We start from the raw sequence: 15025 nt of genomic DNA, 5'->3' as shown, positions 1-15025 counted from the left end.
AGGCAGCCCATGAAACTGAACGTCGCCGTCCAGATGGACCCCATCGCCCGCATCAACATCAAGGCCGATTCCACCTTCGCGCTGCTGTTGGAGGCGCAGAAGCGCGGCCATGGCCTGTCCTATTACACCCCGGACAAGCTCTCGATGGTCGGCGAGGAGCTGGTCGCGCCGGTTCAGCTCCTGACCGTGCGCGACGAGCCCGGCGACCATTTCACCCTCGGTGAGCCCAAGCGCGAGGCGCTGAACGGCTTCGACGTGGTGCTGCTGCGCCAGGATCCGCCGTTCGACCTCGCCTACATCACGTCGACGCATTTCCTGGAGCGCATCCATCCGAAGACGCTGGTCGTCAACGATCCCGCCTCGGTGCGCAACGCGCCAGAAAAGCTGTTCGTGATGAATTTTCCGCAGCTGATGCCGCCGACGCTGATCTCGCGCGACCTGGATGAGATCAACGCGTTCCGCGACAAGTACGGCGCGGTGGTCATGAAGCCGCTGCACGGCCATGGCGGCGCGGCGGTGTTCCGCGTGATGCCGCAGGACATGAATTTCGGCTCGCTGTTCGACATGTTCTCGGTGACGTTCAGGGAGCCCTGGGTGATCCAGCAATTCATCCCCGAGGTGAAGCACGGCGACAAGCGTATCATCCTGGTCGACGGCGAGTTCGCCGGCGCGGTGAACCGCGTGCCGGCGGCCGACGACCTCCGCTCCAACATGGTGCGCGGCGGCGCGGCGCAGGAGACCGAGCTCACCCCGCGCGAGCGCGAGATCTGCGCCACCGTCGGACCTGCGCTGCGCGAGCGCGGCCTGTTGTTCGTCGGCATCGACGTCATCAACGGCAACCTCACCGAGATCAACGTGACCTCACCGACTGGCATCCGCGCCATCGCGCGTCTCGGCGGCCCCGATGTCGCGGCGAAGATCTGGGACGTGATCGAAGCGAAGCGGAAGAAGTAGAGCTCTGCGCGTAGCCGGATGGAGCGTTAGCGAAATCCGGGACGCTCATCACTCGCACCGGCCCCGGATTACGCTTGCGCTCCATTCGGGGCCACGGATGACGCTCGCGGCCACCTCTGCGCGCTAACGACGTATTCACCATGACGCCGCGCGCGTCGTGCGAACGTGCGCGCCCGCATACGTGAAACTACGGGGCCGCCGGCCAGCCCGATAACGCCGCGTTCACCATCTGCCGAGAACCAGCATCGCGGCCGGGCATCGCGTTCGGCCTCGCAACACCCCTTATACTTTTGCTCCCTACTCATCGACGCGGGGGAACACGCCAGGTGCGGTTCGAGTGCCCCGCGTAAGAGTAGAAGCGTATGAATACCGCACGCATTGTCGTTCTCGTCATCGCTCTCGGCGCCGGCGGCGTCGCAGCGTATCTGGCGAGCGGCTATCAGAATCCACCCGCGGCCGTCCTGCCTGTCGCCGAGAAGCTGCCGACGGTCGAGGTCCTCGTCGCCAAGAACGACATCCAGCTCGGCCAGGCCGTCAAGCCCGAGGACCTGCAATGGCAGGCCTGGCCCGCGGCAACCGCCAGCAGCGCCTTCATCCGCCGCGACAGCAGGCCGCAAGCACCGACCCAGATCGCAGGCTCGATCGCGCGCGTGCCGCTGATGCAGGGCGAACCGATCCGCGAGCAGAAGCTTGTCAAGGCCGAAGGCTCCGGCTTCATGGCCGCAATCCTGCCGTCCGGGATGCGCGCGGTCTCCACCGAGATTTCGGCCGAGACCGGCGCCGGCGGCTTCATCCTGCCGAATGACCGCGTCGACATCGTCCTGACCCGCCGGCTGAAGAATCCGGACGGCGGCAACGCCAACGGCCCGACGGGCGGCAACGACCTCGTCCTGTCGGAGGTCATTCTCACCAACATCCGCGTGCTCGCGATCGACCAGGCCCCGAAGGAAAAGGAGGGCCAGAACGCCGTCATCGGCAAGACCGTCACGCTCGAGCTGCGGCCCGACCAGGTCGCCACGCTTTCGGCCGCACGCCAGGGCGGCACTCTGACACTCGCGCTGCGCAGCATCGTCGATGCCAACGCAGTCGACGGCACGCCCGAGGACCAGGCGATCAAGCGCCCAGGCGGCGTGAACGTAATCCGTTACGGCGTCCAGGCACGGCAACTGACGTCACAGAAGTGATGGGGACAGCATGAACTATGGGGGTGATCGGACGGGCCTGCGCATTCGGGGGAAGCGCGCGCGCTCGGTCCTGACGGGGACGATGTTGATGCTGGGGCTGCTGGCGGCTCCCGGCGTCCCCAGTGCTGCGGAGGCGCCGGTCGGCGACCAGGCGCCGATGCAGGCATCGGATCTCAGCGTGTCATCGGTTGCAAGCATCGCACCGGCGCGGTCGCGTTTTCTGTCCCTCGGCATCGGCAAGTCCGTCGTCATCGACCTGCCGCGCGAGGTCAAGGACGTGCTGGTGGCCGATCCAAAGATCGCCAATGCGGTGATCCGCTCGGCCCAGCGCGCCTATATCATCGGCGGCCAGGTCGGCCAGACCAACGTCGTGTTCTTCGCCGCGGACGGCCAGCAGGTCGCCTCCTATGACATCGCGGTGAAGCGCGACCTCAACGGCATGCGTTCGGCGCTGCGCCAGTCGCTGCCGGGCGTGCAGATCGAAGGCGTCGGCGACAGCGTGATGCTGACCGGCTCGGTGTCGAGCCCGGTCGAGGCCCAGCAGGCCGGCGACGTCGCCGCAAAGCTGGTCGGCGGCGCGGATAAGGTCGTCAACAACATTGTCGTGCGCGGCCGCGACCAGGTCATGCTCAAGGTCGTGGTCGGCGAAGTCCGCCGCGACATCGTCAAGCAGCTCGGCGTCGATCTCAGCGCCAGCCTGAATGCCGGCACGGCGGTAGTGAATTTCAACAATTCCAATCCGTTCTCGGTCTCCGGCGGGCCGATCGTCGGCAGCAATGGGCTCGGCGTCACCGGGCTCGCCAAGGGCGTCGCCACCGTCAACGCCACGATGCGGGCGATGGAAAGCGCTGGCGTCATGCGCACGCTGGCCGAACCGAGCCTGACCGCGATCTCGGGCGAATCCGCCACTTTCGTTGCTGGCGGCGAATTCCCGATTCCCGGCGGCTATGCCTGCGATCCGGTCACTCACGTCTGCACCACCCAAGTCACCTACAAGAAGTTCGGCATCTCCCTGAACTTCACGCCGGTCGTGCTGAGCGAAGGCCGCATCAGCCTGCGCGTGATGACCGAGGTCTCGGAGCTGTCGAACACCAACTCGATCACGCTGACGCAGTCGGCGTCCTTGAACACGACCAACTCGATCACCATTCCTTCGATCCAGACCCGCCGCGCCGAAACGACCCTGGAAATTCCCTCGGGCGGCTCGATGGCGATGGCCGGCCTGATTCAGCAGCAGACCAAGCAGGCGATCAACGGACTGCCCGGGGTCGACCAGGTGCCGATCATCGGCGCGCTGTTCCGCAGCCAGGACTTCGTCAACAACGAGACCGAATTGATGGTGATCGTGACCCCCTATGTGGTGCGCGCGGTCGCCCAGAAGGAATTGTCGCGGCCCGACGACGGCTTCGCACCGGCCTCGGACGCGCAGAGGGCGCTGCTCGGCCGGGTCAACCGCCTCTACGGCATTGCGAGCCGTGTCGATCCGGTCGCCGGCACGCCGGGTGATTTCGGCTTCATCATCGACTGAGACGAACGGTTTGGGGACCGGGCAAGACACGGGGCAGGAGGGATCTGGGGATGACGACAACATCAGCCGATCGACGTCGCAATTTGCGGCTCGCACTGGCACTGACGGGGCTGTCCGTCATGCTGGGCGCCTGTAACACCACCGAGATCGTCACCCAGACGGTGCCGACCGATTATCGCCAGCGCCACCCGATCGCGGTGCAGGAAGGCAAGAAGTCGATCGTTATCTTCGTCGGCAAGAGCAGAGGCGGCCTCTCGGCTGCGCAGCATTCGGACGTTGCAGGCATCGCGCGGGACTGGGTGCGCGAAGGCACCGGCTCCGTGGTCGTCGACGTGCCCGTCGACACCGCCAATTCGCGCGCGGCGGCTGCGACCTACCACGAGATTCGCTCGGTGCTCACCTCCGGCGGCGTGCCGTCACGTGCCATCGTCCAGCGGCCCTTTCGCCCTGATGATCCCGGGCTGCTGCCCACCATCCGCCTGAGCTATTCGAAGATCACCGCGGTCGCCGGCCCCTGCGGGCTGTGGCCGGAAGACGTCGGCCCCAACATCCTCGATCCCGGCTACAACGAGAACCGGCCCTATTTCAATCTGGGCTGCGCCAGCCAGCGCAATCTCGCCGCGATGATCGACAACCCGGCCGACCTCGAGCAACCGCGCGCCGAGACGCCCGCCTACACCGCACGGCGCGACATCGCGTTCGATCGCTATCGCAAGGGCACGACGACGACGACCACCTATCCCGAATCCGACAAGGCCAAACTCAGCGATACCGCCAAATGATAGGCATTCAAGACGACGGCGACGATCCGCAGCATCCCGAGGAACACATCGCGCCGGTTCCTCGCATTTCGGTGCAAGCCTTCTGCGAGACCGAGCAGACGCTCAAGGCCGTGACGGCGGCTGGCCAGGACCGCCGGCTCGCCAAGGCCCATCTCAGCGCCAAGGACGGCGGCCTCGCAGCGGCGATCGAGGCCTATGAATCGATGCCGACGCCGAACGTGATCGTCATCGAGTCCGACGGCACGCGCGACATCCTCGAGGGACTGGACGACCTCGCCGGCGTCTGCGATCCCGGCACCCGCGTGGTCGTGATCGGCAGCCCCAACGACACCGCGCCCTATCGCGAGCTGGTCCGCCGCGGCGTCAACGATTACGTGGTCGGGCCGGTCGAGACCCTCGACGTGGTCCGCTCGATCTGCAGCCTGTTCTCGGCCTCAGAGGCCATCATCACCGGCCGCGTCATCGCCGTGGTCGGCGCCAAGGGCGGCGTCGGCGCGTCCACCGTCGCGCATAATCTGGCCTGGACCATCGCCCGCGACCTTTCGCTCGATTCCGTGGTGATCGATCTCGACCTCGCCTTCGGCACCGCGGGCCTCGACTACAATCAGGATCCGGTGCAGGGCATCGCCAATGCGGTGCTGTCGCAGGACCGGCCGGACACGGCGCTGATGGAGCGCCTGCTCGCCAAATGCACCGATCGCCTCAGCCTCCTGGCGGCGCCCGCCACGCTCGACCGCGTCTACGATTTCGGTGCCGAAGCTTTTGACGCGGTGTTCGACACGCTGCGCATGACGACGCCCTGCATCGTGCTCGACGTGCCCCATCAATGGTCCGGCTGGACAAGGCGCGCGCTGGTGAACGCCGACGACATCGTGATCGTGGCCGAGCCCGATCTCGCCAACTTGCGCAACACCAAGAACATGCTGAGCGTGCTGAAGGCGGCGCGACCGAACGACCGGCCGCCGCTGTACTGCCTCAACCAGGTCGGCATGCACAAGCGCGCGGAGATCGAGGTCAAGGCCTTCGCCAAGACCATGGAGAGCCAGCCGATCGCGGTGATCCCGTTCGATTCGAAGCTGTTCTCGACCGCGGCCAATAACGGCCAGATGATCGCGGAGGTCTCCAGGACCCACCGCACCACCGTTCTGTTCCAGAATATGGCGAACCGCCTCGCCGGCCGCGGCGAGGTGAAGAAGCCGAAGCGCTCGCTGCTCGAGCCGCTGCTGAAGAAGCTGAAGGGCAAGTCAGGACGCAGCTCGGCCCCGCATCGCAAGGCGTCGTAAGGGCCACAGCGCTGCGCAATCACATATGAGATCTGGCTGGGGCACCAGCTGTCTCCACAACGTCATGGCCGGGCTTGTCCCGGCCATCCACGCCTTTCCACGCAGCACAAAGAACGTGGATGCCCGGGACAAGCCCGGGCATGACGACCTCTGCAAAATTCAATGCGATTGCCCTGGCGTACAGCAGGAGGGGCGGATTACCTGTCCGCCCGCTGCTGCTTCTTCGCCAGCAGTTGCTTCAGCGCCGCGACCTTGGCCGCGGCCTGGTCCGGCGGCAGATCTGCCTTCACGAGGATTTCGGCCTCGGCCTCGCGGCCCTGCAATCCCAGCACGAGCGCGAGGTTAGCACGCACCCGCGCATCGTTCTGATTGCGCTGATAGGCGCGGCCGAGCACCTGCTCGGCCTTCGACAGATTGTTCTGCAGCATGTAAGACAGGCCGAGATTGGACAGCACGGTCGGCTCGTTCGGCACGATCTTCAACGCCGCGGCGTAATATTGCTGGGCTTCCTCGTTGCGGCCGAGCTGATCGAGCGCCGCGCCCTGCGCCGACAGGATGCGCCAATCGGGATCCTCAGGCGAATGCGCGCGGCCGAGCACGTCGAAGGCCTGCTGGAAATTGCCGTTGTCGGCGAGCGCACGGCCATAGCCGGCGAGCAGCGCCTTGTTGCCGGGATGGGCGAGCACGGCCTGCTCGAGCACCGCGACCGCCTGCGCGCGCTGGCCGCTGCCACGCAGCGCCTTGCCGTATTCGAGAGCAATTGCGGGATCGCCGGGCTTGGCGCGATAACGCTCGCGAAGTGCGTCCATCTCCGGCCTGGCGTCGGCCTTGCTGTCGGTCCTGTCGCCGTCCTTGGCGACGGACTCCTGCTTGCGGCCTAGCGCACCGGTGACGTCCTCGATGCCGGCCGTCTGACAGCCGCCGAGGGCGAGGATCAGGACGGCGGAACACAGATATCCCGCCGGGGCAAAGGCGGGGAACGAACGCTTGGACATACTCTGATCACTCGGCAACTGATCAGAGATGCTTACCGATTAACGCTAAAGTCCCGTTAAGGCGGCGCGCCTGTTGAGGTTCAGTCGACGAACTCGGCGCCGAATTCGCAGCCGATGCGCCAGCGCAGGCGGCATTGGCGCGAATAATCAGGCGCGAAGATGATGGTGAATTGCGGCGGCACCTCGAGAAATTCCGCCACCACTTTGACGCCGCCATCCGAAATATCCGTGATCGTGCAATCCCGCGGCAGCGAGCCCGCGCCAAAATGGATCTTGGCGAGACGGCTGCACACCCGACGTTCGCTTCTCCGGCGATTTACAAGCATTTGAACTGTTCACCCGTTAGACCACGGCCCATCCCGCAGGCCTAGGAGTAGCGAACATTCGTTGGAATGTGCTGAGGAGAGCCGGTGGCATTCGAGACGTAGTCTCCGCGTCGCGTTTACGCCTTGTTAGGACTTGACCGCCGCCAAACGATTGTTCCCGTATTGTTCTTGCGAAACCGGCCGCGCTCTGCTACCCCTAATTGCAGCAATGGGCAGGCTGGTTCGGCATGGTTCAGCGAGTTTCAACCGTCGCCTTTGAGGGGATCGAGGCCCGCGCGGTCGACGTGCAGGTGCAGGTCGCGCCCGGCCTGCCGGCGTTCGCCATCGTCGGCCTGCCGGACAAGGCGGTGTCGGAGGCGCGCGAGCGGGTGCGCTCGGCGCTGATCGCCTCGGGGCTGGCGCTGCCGGCGCGGCGGATCATCGTCAATCTGGCGCCCGCCGACCTGCCCAAGGAGGGCAGCCATTACGACCTGCCGATCGCGCTCGGGCTGATGGCGGCGATCGGCGCGATCCCGCCGGATGCGCTGACCGGCTTCACCGTGCTCGGCGAGCTCGGCCTCGACGGCTCGATCGCGCCCGTGGCCGGCGTCCTGCCCGCCGCGATCGGCGCCAATATGCGCGAGGAAGGGCTGATCTGCCCGGCGTCCTGCGGCTCCGAAGCGGCGTGGGCGAGCCCGGACATCCAGATCATTGCCGCACACTCGCTGATCCAGATCGCCAACCATTTCAAGGGCACGCAGGTGCTGTCGCGGCCGACACCGAAGGTGCACGAGGCCGCCGCCTCGACACTCGACCTGCGCGACATCAAGGGCCAGGAAAGCGCCAAGCGCGCGCTGGAGATCGCGGCCGCCGGCGGGCATCATCTGCTCATGATCGGCGCGCCGGGCGCGGGCAAATCGATGCTGGCCGCGCGCCTGCCCTCGATCCTGCCGCCGCTCTCGCCAAGCGAGCTGCTCGAGGTCTCGATGATCGCCTCCGTTGCCGGCGAGATCGAAGGCGGCGCGCTGACGGCGCGGCGCCCGTTCCGCTCGCCACATCATTCCGCCAGCATGGCGGCGCTCACCGGCGGCGGCGCGCGCGCCAAGCCCGGCGAGATCTCGCTGGCGCATCAGGGCGTGCTGTTCCTCGACGAATTGCCGGAGTTCGATCCGCGCGTGCTGGATTCGCTGCGCCAGCCGCTGGAGAACGGCGAGGTCGCGGTGTCGCGCGCCAATCATCGCGTCACCTACCCTGCCCGCTTCATGCTGGTCGCGGCGATGAATCCCTGCCGCTGCGGCAACGCGTTCGAGCCCGGCTATGCCTGCAAGCGCGGCCGCATCGACCGCTGCACCGGCGATTACCAAGCGCGCATCTCCGGTCCGCTGATGGACCGCATCGATCTGCGCATCGAAGTGCCGGCGGTGACCGCCGCCGACCTGATCCTGCCGCCGCCGTTGGAAGGATCGGCCGAGGTCGCCGCCCGTGTGGCGGCGGCGCGCGACATCCAGCTGGCGCGCTATGCGGATGCAGGCCTGCCCCATGTCCGCACCAACGCCGAAGCCCCCGCTTCCGTGCTGGAGGAGATCGCAAAGCCGGACGCGCAAGGCGCCAAACTGCTGCGCGATGCCGCGGAGACGATGCGCCTGTCGGCGCGCGGCTATCACCGCGTGCTCCGGGTGGCGCGCACGCTGGCCGATCTCGACCATGCCGACAAGATCGGCCGGCTGCACCTCGCCGAAGCGCTGTCCTACCGCGCACTCGCGGAGGATGTGCGGCAGCTGGCTTGATCATTCCACGCATCAACCCGGCGGTAACGACTTTCCTTTACGCTCTGCAAACCATAAGGCCCGACGCGTTTCGGTTGTGAGTTCCCGGGCCTAGCGAGTAGAGCGTCATGTTGCGTTTCAAGTTCCTGGCCTCGGCGGTTCCCCTGTTCGCGGCTGCGGTGTTCGCCCGCGCCGAGATCGGATCGGTGTCGCATCCCTGCATCGCGCTGGGCGACACATCGGTCGCGCTCACCTCACTGTTCTGGACCGCCGGCGTGCATGTCGCCTTCACCGACGATCCCGCGCGGGCCACGGTGCGGGTCCAGATCACTGAGGATGCCGACGCTGCGGATTTCGCCGTGGTCGACGACGGCCTCGGCTCCGAGCCGGACTCCTGCCAGGCTAGTCCCTCGACGCGTCTCGTTTCGATCGCCGCGCAGCCGGTCGATGGCGGCCAGGTGGTCTATCTCTCCAGTGAAGGACCGGCGGATTACCGAATCTATGTGCGCTCGAAGACGTTCTCGCCGCGCGAGGCGGCGGCGCTGATCGTCGGCGCTCGTGGCGGCCACGGCCGCTTCCAGGCGGCGTCGCTCTGATCGGTTAACACCTCGTCAACCCTGTTCGGAGGCGGCGTCACCGCCGCAAGCTGTTCGCAAGGTCGGCGGGCCATCGTCGCACGCGGCGGCGGGGGTTTCAGGCAAGGGTCGGTTGCGATGAGTCGGACGTTCCGGATCAAGGTGCGCATGCGCCGCTTCAGGCGGCGGCATCCGAGGCTCGCCTTCGCGATCCGCTCCTTCATGATCTTCTCGGCGACGTTCGGCGGCGCCTATGGCTTCGTCTCCGGCAGCCGGTCCGACAATTCCGGCTACGATCCCCACGCCTTTGCGATCGGCGCCAGCTTCCTGTTCGCGCTCGCCTGCCTCGGCCTTGCGACGCTGAGCATGCGCCTGCGCTTCGTTAGCAAACGCCTACGGACGCTCGCCGCACACAATGAGGCCTTGATCGATCGCAATTGGGAGCTGAAGGAAGCGGAAGAGCGCGCCCGCAGCCTGTTCGAGCAGCAGGGCGACCTGATCGTGCTACGCGCTACCGATGGCCGCATCACCTTTGCCAACGAGGCCTATTGCGCGCTCGCAGGGCAGGCGCGCAGCGCGCTGGTCGGCACGCGCTTCGATTTCGACGTGCTGGAGCAGGGCGACAGCGCCCGCGAGAGCAGCGGCACGCGCATTCACGACCAGAAGATCGCAACGCCGCTCGGCGCGCGCTGGATCGCCTGGCGCGAGGGCTATGTCCGCCGCGATGCTGGCCAGCCCGCCGAGTTGCAGAGCGTGGGACGCGACGTCACCGACCGCACCGAGACCGAGCGCGCATTGTCCGACGCGCGCGACCAGGCCGATGCCGCCAACCGCGCCAAGTCGCGCTTCCTGGCGATGGCCTCGCACGAAATCCGCACGCCATTGAACGGCATCATCGGCATGGGCGGCCTATTGCTCGACACCAATCTGACGCCGGAGCAGGCGACCTATGCCAGAGCGGTGAAGACCTCCGGCGAAGCCTTGATGGCTCTGATCGAGGAGCTGCTCGACTATTCCAAGATCGAAGCCGGCAAGCTCGACCTCGATCAACGTCCCTTCGCACTCTCGACCCTGATCGAGGAGATCACCGAGCTGCTCGCGCCGCGCGCGCAGGCGAAGACGCTCGAGATCGCCGCCTATGTCGACGAGCGCCTGCCGCTCGAAGTGGTCGGCGATGCCGCGCGGCTGCGTCAGGTGCTGCTCAACCTCGCCGGCAACGCCATCAAGTTCACGAGCAACGGCGGCGTGGCACTGATCGTCGAGCCCGGCATCTGGGCGAACGAGATCAGCTTCCTGGTTCGCGACACCGGCATCGGCATCGCAGCCGAGGCCCAGCAGCGCATCTTCCGCGAGTTCGAGCAGGCCGACGAGCGCGTCGCCCGCACCTATGGCGGCACCGGACTTGGCCTCGCCATCAGCGAGCGCATCGTCAAGCGCATGGGCGGCCGCATCACGCTCACGAGCGAACCGGGGAAGGGCTCGACCTTCGAGGTCGCGGTGCCGCTTCCGCCGTCGCAAGGCGGGGCGGGACAAACCGCATTTCCGAGCCCCGACCTCACCGGCAAGTCGATGCTCCTCGTCGCCGACGGCATCGAAGCCTCGCTCATCGCGCGGCGCCTCGAACGCTGGGGCGGCCAGACCTGCCTGGTTGCAGATGCGGCGGTCGCCGAAGCGTTGCTGCCGGAACGCTCATGGCACGCGGTGCTGATCGATCGTGCGATCGGTCCAGCCATGGCCGATCATCTCGGTGAGGCCGCCCGCGCGCATGCCTTGCAGCGCCTCGTGCTGCTGACGTCGAGCTCGCGGCACGAGAAGCTGTCGCCGGCCTTCACCGGCTTTCTGGTGAAGCCGCTGCGTGCGGCCTCGCTCGCCGCACGCCTTGCCCTGACGCCGGAGGTCGCCTCGCCGGATCTCGCGCCGGAGCCGCCGCTGGCATCGGCTGGCGCCGCGCCCGCGAAAGGCCTGTCGATCCTCGTCGCCGAGGACAACGAGATCAACGCCTTGCTGATGCGCTCGCTGCTGACCAAGCTCGGCCATCGCGTCGTCATCGCCGTCCACGGCGAAGCCGCGCTGGAGTCCTGGCTCGCCGCCTCATCGGCCGGCACGCCCTACGATCTCGTGCTGATGGACATCCAGATGCCGCAGCTCGACGGCATCGAGGCGACAAAGCGCATCCGCGCTCACGAGGCCGCCTTAGGCGGTCACTTGGGTGGTCACTTGGGCGCTCAGCACACGCCGATCCTGGCGCTCACCGCCAACACGCTGGTGGAGGATCGCTATGCCTGCTTCGAGGCGGGCATGAACGGATTTCTGATCAAGCCGCTCGACCGCGAGAAGCTCGAGGAGGCGCTGGCGGGCCTCGCCGCGTCCCGACACCTGACGGTTCCGGATCTCACGGGAACCTGATCTCGTCCGACGATCGCAATTGAAATCGCGCGTGTTGCGCGTCACGATCCTTGAGGGGCCATTTGCAACAAAGGATTTTGCGCATGAACGTGCTTTGCCGCCTTGTCCTGATTGTCCTCCTCGCTGGAATCTCTCGGCACGCAGCCGCCGATACACCGGACCTCATCTCGTCGCTCAAGCAGGGCGGCTATGTCCTGATTTTCCGTCACACCGCGACCGACGACAGCCAGAAGGATGTCTACCCCTTCAAGTTCGACGACATGAGCGCCCAGCGTCAGCTCAGCGAGAAGGGCAGGGAGGCGGCGCGCCTGATCGGGACGGCGATCAAGGACCTCGCGATCCCCATCGGTGACGTCTACACCAGCCGCCTGAACCGCGCGGTCGAGGCCGGCAAACTGATCTCCGGCCGCGAGGTCAAGCCGGTAGATGCGTTGACCGACAGCAGCAACGCCAGCGCATCGGGAATGGCAAACCCGACCGGCGCCAATGCCAAGGCCGGGCAGGCCGTGCGTCAGCTCGTCGATGCGCCGCCGCAGGCCGGCACCAACACGGTCCTGGTCACCCACAAGACCAACATCGCCGATGCCTTCGGCAAGGACGCGGGCGACGTCCATGAAGGCGAGGCCTTCGTCTACAAGGCCGGCGCCCCTGGTCCCGCCACCTTTGCGGGCCGCATCAAGATGGCCGATTGGGCCGCAAAAGCCGGCAAGTGACAGGCCTCATCTGATCCCGCCGCCGGCGCGACGGAGGCGGGGCGAAACTTGCCGCCCCGCCGCTGTCATGTGCTAGCACGTCGGGCAAGTAGCGACGGGAGGCCGGCAAGCACGTGAGGACATCGGAAAGCCGCTCATTCCTCGTCTGGCTTGGCGTGATCTCACTCGCGTTCGGTTGGCTGCTTTGGCCGTTCTCCGGCGCTGTGTTGTGGGCCACGCTGCTGGCGATCATCTTCGCGCCGTTCTATCGGCGTTGCCTGGAAACGTTTCCGAAACGGCGCAACCTTGCGGCACTTTTCACTGTCGTCGTCGTGGTCGTCATGGTCCTGATCCCCGTCGCCATCGTGATCGCTTCGCTCATCGACCAGGGAGGCGAGCTGGTTCAGCGCGTCCAAAGTGGCGAGATCAATCTGGCGCATCCCCTGCAGCAGCTGAAAGCCGCGCTGCCGGGCTGGGCCGCTTCCATCTCGGATCGCCTGGCTGGCATCGATCTGACGGCCCTGAAAGAACGCCTGTCGAGCCTGGTGGTCCCGGCCGGACAGCAACTGGCGGGGCACGCGATCAATATCGGCCAGTTGACCGTGGAGTTTGTCGCGAGCCTGCTCGTGATGCTGTACCTGCTGTTCTTCTTCCTGCGCGACGGTGACGAACTGAACCTGCGCATCCGGAGCGCGCTGCCGCTGCGTGCGAGCCATACCGCCGAGATCCTGGATGCGTTCACCCTGTCGGTTCGCGGGACGATCAAGGGCATCATCCTGGTTGCAATGATCCAGGGAGCGCTTGGCGGGCTGATCTTCTGGGTGCTCGGGCTGACTGCGCCGCTGCTGGCGGGCGCCGTCATGGCGCTGCTTTCACTTCTGCCCGTCCTCGGCTCCGCCCTGGTCTGGGTTCCGGTCGCGCTCTATCTGCTCGTGGCAGGCGCCGTCACTAAGGGCCTCATCCTGCTCGCTTTCGGCACTTTCGTGATCGGCCTTGCGGACAATTTTCTCCGCCCGATCCTGGTCGGCCAGTCGATCCAGATGCCGAGCTATGTCGTGCTGCTTGCCACCCTGGGCGGCCTTGCGACGTTCGGCGCGAACGGCTTCGTCATCGGCCCGCTCGTCGCTGCGATGTTTCTGACGACGTGGCACATCTTCGTCGTCTCGAAGTCGCAACAGGGGTCCCCGAAATGATCGTCATGCCGGGCCTGGAGCGGGCGATCGGTCGATCGCAGCATGTCATGCAGCAGAGGCAATAAAGCGCGGTGCAGATAGCCTGTCGGGCGTCGTCTGGCCTCTCCGGAAGACGGTATTTGCCTGTGCGGCGCGCTTGCAATGCGGGCACACGAAGAGATGCGCGATGACTGGGGTCGGCTCGTCCGTGAGCAATTCCGAGCGGAACCACTTCATCTCGACGTGGCAGTCTGGACATGTCGGCGCTTCAAGATGCTCTGCAGCGCTTCTGAGACGATCAACCATGGCCCCTCACGTTTTCGAAGGCCATATCGGAATACCCTTTGTCGGTCTGCATCAAAAGATACTCAGCCGGAAAATTGCAATCGGCTCGGCTGTCCGGCGCGCTTACAGCCGTCTGAGCGCCACGCTCTCCACCGTATGGTCGGCGCCCTTCTTGAGGATCAGCGTCGCACGCGGCCGGGTCGGCAGGATGTTGTCCTCGAGATTGGCGAGGTTGGTGCGCTCCCAGATCGCGATCGCGGTGGCGGTGGCTTCCTCGTCCGACAACAGCGCATAGCGGTTGAAGTAGGATTTTGGATCGGTGAACGCGGTGTCGCGCAGCGCCAGGAAGCGCTTGATGTACCATTGCCGCAGCGCCGCTTCGTCGGCGTCGATATAGACCGAGAAATCGAAGAAGTCGGAAACCACCGGCACCGCCTTGCCGTCGCGCGGCAGCTTGCCGGTCTGCAGCACATTGACGCCTTCGACGATCAGGATGTCGGGCTGGTCGATCTCGGCCCATTGGTTCGGCACGATGTCGTAGGTCAGATGCGAATAGACCGGCGCGCGCACGTGGCCGCGGCCGGACTTGATATCGGAGAGGAAGCTGAGCAGCAGCGGCAGATCGTAGCTCTCCGGGAAACCCTTCTTCTGCATGATGCCCTGACGCTCGAGCACCGCGTTGGGATAGAGAAATCCGTCCGTGGTGATCAGCTCGACCTTCGGCCGCGGCGACCAGCGTGCCAGGAGCGCCTGGAGCACACGTGCCGTGGTGGATTTCCCGACCGCCACCGAGCCGGCGACGCCGATGATGTAGGGCACCTTGCGATCCCGGATGTTGAGGAACTGGCGCTCGGCGTAATACAGCCGCTGCGTCGCGTCGACGTAGATCGACAACAGGCGCGACAGCGGCAGATAAATGTCCTCGACCTCCTGCAGGTCGAGGCGGTCGTGCAGCGAGCGCAGCCGGTCGAACTCGCCCGGCTCCAGCGTCATCGGCGTATCGTCGCGCAGCCGCGCCCATTGCTCGCGCGTATAGACGCGGTAGGGATTGTACTGCTGCTCGGGTGCGCGGATATCCATGACGCCGCCTTTCCGTTG

Annotated in this window: 13 protein-coding genes; 10 read left to right on the top strand and 3 right to left on the bottom strand. The window is 66.1% G+C overall.

Going from position 1 to position 15025, the window contains the following annotated elements; genetic code table 11:
* Positions 1-9: 9 nt before the first annotated feature.
* From gshB to HZZ16_RS32020, 5 genes are all read left to right on the top strand, one after another.
* Entirely contained in the window at positions 10-954 is a 945-nt protein-coding gene (gene gshB / locus HZZ16_RS32040) for a glutathione synthase (RefSeq protein WP_197954149.1), read from the top strand.
* Positions 955-1316: 362 nt separating this feature from the next.
* The gene (cpaB, locus tag HZZ16_RS32035; protein WP_197954146.1) at positions 1317-2138 is read left to right on the top strand and encodes a Flp pilus assembly protein CpaB; all 822 of its coding nucleotides are present in this window, start codon (positions 1317-1319) and stop codon (positions 2136-2138) included.
* Between the two features lie 10 nt (positions 2139-2148).
* Positions 2149-3666, top strand: coding sequence for a type II and III secretion system protein family protein (locus tag HZZ16_RS32030; RefSeq protein ID WP_197954144.1), 1518 nt, complete (start codon positions 2149-2151; stop codon positions 3664-3666).
* A gap of 50 nt (positions 3667-3716) precedes the next feature.
* Positions 3717-4448 (top strand): CpaD family pilus assembly protein, encoded by a 732-nt coding sequence (locus HZZ16_RS32025; RefSeq protein ID WP_197954142.1) that lies wholly within the window; start codon positions 3717-3719, stop codon positions 4446-4448.
* Complete coding sequence (locus HZZ16_RS32020; RefSeq protein ID WP_197954140.1) at positions 4445-5731, top strand: CpaE/TadZ family protein; 1287 nt, start codon at positions 4445-4447, stop codon at positions 5729-5731. The genes HZZ16_RS32025 and HZZ16_RS32020 overlap by 4 nt, the downstream gene beginning before the upstream one ends.
* 197 nt (positions 5732-5928) lie before the next feature.
* Here the strand turns inward: HZZ16_RS32020 and HZZ16_RS32015 are convergent, their stop codons facing one another.
* Together HZZ16_RS32015 and HZZ16_RS32010 are read right to left on the bottom strand one after the other, a co-directional pair.
* Positions 5929-6726 carry a tetratricopeptide repeat protein gene (locus HZZ16_RS32015; protein ID WP_197954138.1) on the bottom strand — a complete coding sequence of 266 codons (798 nt, stop codon included), beginning with the start codon at positions 6724-6726 and terminating at the stop codon, positions 5929-5931.
* Between the two features lie 80 nt (positions 6727-6806).
* On the bottom strand, positions 6807-7052 hold the full coding sequence (locus HZZ16_RS32010; protein ID WP_028145870.1) for a PilZ domain-containing protein: 246 nt from the start codon (positions 7050-7052) through the stop codon (positions 6807-6809).
* A 227-nt stretch (positions 7053-7279) separates the two neighbouring features.
* Here HZZ16_RS32010 and HZZ16_RS32005 point away from each other — a divergent pair, with 227 nt between their 5' ends.
* The 5 genes from HZZ16_RS32005 (at position 7280) to HZZ16_RS31985 (ending at position 13663) form a co-directional block, all read left to right on the top strand.
* On the top strand, positions 7280-8818 hold the full coding sequence (locus HZZ16_RS32005) for a YifB family Mg chelatase-like AAA ATPase (protein WP_197954136.1): 1539 nt from the start codon (positions 7280-7282) through the stop codon (positions 8816-8818).
* Between the two features lie 107 nt (positions 8819-8925).
* A complete protein-coding gene (locus HZZ16_RS32000; protein ID WP_197954134.1) occupies positions 8926-9393 on the top strand; it encodes a hypothetical protein in 468 nt (155 codons plus the stop codon).
* A 117-nt stretch (positions 9394-9510) separates the two neighbouring features.
* The gene (locus HZZ16_RS31995; RefSeq protein ID WP_197954133.1) at positions 9511-11778 is read left to right on the top strand and encodes an ATP-binding protein; all 2268 of its coding nucleotides are present in this window, start codon (positions 9511-9513) and stop codon (positions 11776-11778) included.
* An 83-nt stretch (positions 11779-11861) separates the two neighbouring features.
* Positions 11862-12491 carry a histidine phosphatase family protein gene (locus tag HZZ16_RS31990; RefSeq protein WP_197954132.1) on the top strand — a complete coding sequence of 210 codons (630 nt, stop codon included), beginning with the start codon at positions 11862-11864 and terminating at the stop codon, positions 12489-12491.
* 113 nt (positions 12492-12604) lie between these two features.
* Positions 12605-13663, top strand: coding sequence for an AI-2E family transporter (locus HZZ16_RS31985; RefSeq protein WP_197954131.1), 1059 nt, complete (start codon positions 12605-12607; stop codon positions 13661-13663).
* Positions 13664-14050: 387 nt separating this feature from the next.
* Here HZZ16_RS31985 and coaA read toward each other — a convergent pair whose 3' ends face one another.
* Complete coding sequence (coaA, locus tag HZZ16_RS31980) at positions 14051-15007, bottom strand: type I pantothenate kinase (protein WP_197954130.1); 957 nt, start codon at positions 15005-15007, stop codon at positions 14051-14053.
* Positions 15008-15025 lie beyond the last annotated feature (18 nt).

The sequence above is a fragment of the Bradyrhizobium glycinis genome (genome assembly GCF_016031655.1).
GTDB classification, from domain to species: domain Bacteria; phylum Pseudomonadota; class Alphaproteobacteria; order Rhizobiales; family Xanthobacteraceae; genus Bradyrhizobium; species Bradyrhizobium glycinis.
This window is presented reverse-complemented; position numbering and strand designations above follow the sequence as displayed.